The sequence below is a fragment of the Moorena sp. SIO3I8 genome (assembly GCF_010692325.1).
Lineage (GTDB): Bacteria > Cyanobacteriota > Cyanobacteriia > Cyanobacteriales > Coleofasciculaceae > Moorena.
Window position 1 is genome coordinate 1 of sequence record NZ_JAAHHW010000263.1, and the last position, 2705, is coordinate 2705.

The following is a 2705-nucleotide window of genomic DNA, read 5'->3' on the forward strand; positions in this document are numbered from 1 at the left end:
AAAGCAGGGGGGCATTGCTGTGGAAACGGTTTCTTTCATCGGATTGAGTGGAGAAGAATACGAACCTAAAAAGCATACTCTATATAGAGTAGCACGATTTTTGTTTATAATTTGCGCTAAAGTCCCACTAGTCAGAAAGTCAAAGATTGTTAATAAATTAATTAAATGGCAGTTCCTTACAGTTACGATTTAAGAACAAAAGTCATGGGCGCTATTGACGATGGCATGGGAAAAACTGAAGCTAGTCGTCTCTTTAAAATTAGCCGAAATACAATTGACCTCTGGTTAAAAAAGAGAAAGGAAACAGGAGATTATAGGGCAAAAGAGGGTTATCAAAAGGGATATAATCCGAAAATAGCTGACGCAGGATAAATTTCGGGAGTAAGTCCCGTGCTCATGGTAGCTCAACTCAGAAGGAAATGGCAGAAGCGTGGTCAGAAAAGATTAGTGATAGGACTATAGGTTTTGGCTTAAAAAAAATTGGTTATACCCGAAAAAAAAACTTACGGTTATCGAGAAAGAGATGAAGAAAAAAGGCGAGAGTTTCGAGAAAAAATTAGTCAAAAGAAGCCGGAACAGTTAGTTTATATAGATGAATCAGGAATGGATAATCGTGAAGACTATGGTTATGGCTGGAATGAAAAAGGAAAAAGATTTTCTGACTTAAAATCAGGAAAAAGAAGTGTAAGAGTCAGTATTATGAGTGGTTTGCTTGAAGGAAAACTGATAGCGCCACTGACTTTTGAGGGTTCTTGTAATCGTTCAGTATTTGAGACATGGCTTAAAGATAAATTGATTCCTGAATTAAATCCAGGGCAAATTATAATTTTAGACAATGCCACCTTCCACAAAGGAGAAAGAATTAGAGAATTAGTTGAAGCAGCGGATTGTGAACTTTACTATTTGCCCCCCTATTCTCCTGATTTAAATAAAATAGAACATTATTGGTTTCCGATTAAAAATCGGGTTAGAAAATCAAAAGGTACTATCGAAGATTTTAGAGAGAGAGTTGATTTAGCTGTTCAGTTAACGTCCTAATCTATACTTCGATTGCTATAATTCTTAATTTTCCTTGACCACTTAAATTATAATCATTATAATTATAATTATAAAATTCAAAAACAATTTTTCGACTATGACTCAAAACTCTCAGCCCAATTCAAACAATAATTCAAACGGATTCATTGTTCCGTACATTTTGAAAGGGTCTCGCCAGCAAATCACCCATACCGCATATATTCTGAATGCCCTCGGCTACATCCAAATTTCCGAATGGGGTCCTCTTCAGCCCACTGGAACTCCAGACGAATATATTACGATGATCACCAGATATTGGATTTGGCGTTAACACCTTAAATTTCTGGGGGGGTTTCCCCCCCTTGCCAAAGGCTAATCACATCCGATCAGGATTGGATAGCTGATAAAATTGAGTGCATAGTCTAAAAATTCTAGCCGTGGAAAGTATTTCTGCGGCTACTTTTTTTTGGTTAGCAGGTTGAAGGTTAGCAGGTTGAAGGTTAGTCATAATTTAGAATTTAGAATTTAGAATTTAGAGATCCTGTAGGGTGGGCAAAAAGTGTACACAGATCACCTGTAGGGAAAACTCTAGAACTTTTGCCCACCAAAAAGTAAGATATTGTAGGGTGGGCAAAAAGTGTACACAGATCACCTGTAGGAAAAACTCTAGGACTTTTGCCCACCAAAAAGCCAAGCTCGCCACCGTTAATCCTGGTGGGCAAGGTAATTCCTCAACCCAAGCCCTCCAACCAATTTATTTCCCCTTGCCCACCCTACAAAACTAAACTCTTAATTCTAAATTCTAAATTCTAAATTCTAAATTCTTCATTCTTCATTCTCCATTCTAAATTCCTTGCGAAACAAAACCAGCCCAATAGAAAGGATGACCAAAAGGAAAATCCTCCTTACTCAAAGACTCTAAACGCTTTCGCTGTATCTCGAATTTATCCACAATTGTGACCCACTTATCTAACTCTTCCTGATATCCGTGATCCTTAGCATTCTGTTTAGCAGCTTTGGCTTCCTTTATCCCTCTTCTGTCACTCTCCGGTTATAATAAGTAGAGAAAGAAAAAAAAGAAACTCTACAAGGTAGGCACAGCAATGGATGTAGAGGAACAAATCCTCAAACATTTAGCCAGGGATCCCCAGGCAACAGTATCAATAATAGATGAATATTGTCAGACCTATAAAGACCTATTCAAAGAAGTAAGGAACTATGAATGCTTCAAATATTTACACTTAGGAATAGTCTCAGCAATAAAGAGAAAATCCTTACCAGAAATAGCTCCGGTGCGCTTTCCGTAGGCGAATTAAATTCGCCACGGGTCGCACCGCAAAGTAGTAGGGATAAAATCAGCCCAGTCACTACATCACTTCATCGCCAATTCACCTTGGTCAGTCAGGGAACTAAAGAAGGGAAGATTAAGGAAAATCAAAGAAAAATTAAAAGAACAAGCAATTACAGTCATAATAGATGAAACCGGGGATAGAAAGAAAGGAAAAAAAACGGACTATGTAGCGCGGCAATATCTAGGAAGTATCGGAAAAGTAGATAATGGGATAGTGTCAGTCCTTCTTGCTTTGGGCAATTGAGCGAATTTCCGCCTTTATTTCCATTTCGCGATCGCGTAGTTCCCCAGCTCGATCAAAGTCCTGGGAGCGTACCGCATCATCTTTTTCTTTTAG

4 protein-coding genes and 2 pseudogenes are annotated in these 2705 nt (G+C 38.3%); 3 read left to right on the top strand and 3 right to left on the bottom strand.

Features of this window, described 5'->3' with window-relative positions:
• On the top strand, positions 1–193 hold a 193-nt coding region (locus F6K51_RS35930; RefSeq protein WP_293030619.1), incomplete at its 5' end, for a hypothetical protein.
• A pseudogene (locus tag F6K51_RS35935) lies at positions 166–1038 on the top strand (IS630 family transposase). The gene F6K51_RS35930 and the pseudogene F6K51_RS35935, both read left to right, overlap by 28 nt.
• 355 nt (positions 1039–1393) lie before the next feature.
• On the opposite strand, the gene F6K51_RS35945 reads toward F6K51_RS35935, so the two are convergent.
• Together F6K51_RS35945 and F6K51_RS35950 are read right to left on the bottom strand one after the other, a co-directional pair.
• Positions 1394–1525: a hypothetical protein gene (locus tag F6K51_RS35945; RefSeq protein WP_293030625.1), complete on the bottom strand. Its 132-nt coding sequence runs from the start codon at positions 1523–1525 to the stop codon at positions 1394–1396.
• Between the two features lie 24 nt (positions 1526–1549).
• Complete coding sequence (locus tag F6K51_RS35950; protein WP_293030628.1) at positions 1550–1720, bottom strand: hypothetical protein; 171 nt, start codon at positions 1718–1720, stop codon at positions 1550–1552.
• Between the two features lie 400 nt (positions 1721–2120).
• Between F6K51_RS35950 and F6K51_RS35955 the strand changes: the two are divergent.
• Positions 2121–2591, top strand: a pseudogene (locus F6K51_RS35955) (transposase); the annotation flags it as partial.
• On the opposite strand, the gene F6K51_RS38805 reads toward F6K51_RS35955, so the two are convergent.
• Positions 2586–2705 (bottom strand): UvrB/UvrC motif-containing protein (locus tag F6K51_RS38805; protein ID WP_365940591.1); only part of this gene is annotated, 120 nt, incomplete at its 5' end. The pseudogene F6K51_RS35955 and the gene F6K51_RS38805 sit on opposite strands and share 6 nt — an antisense overlap.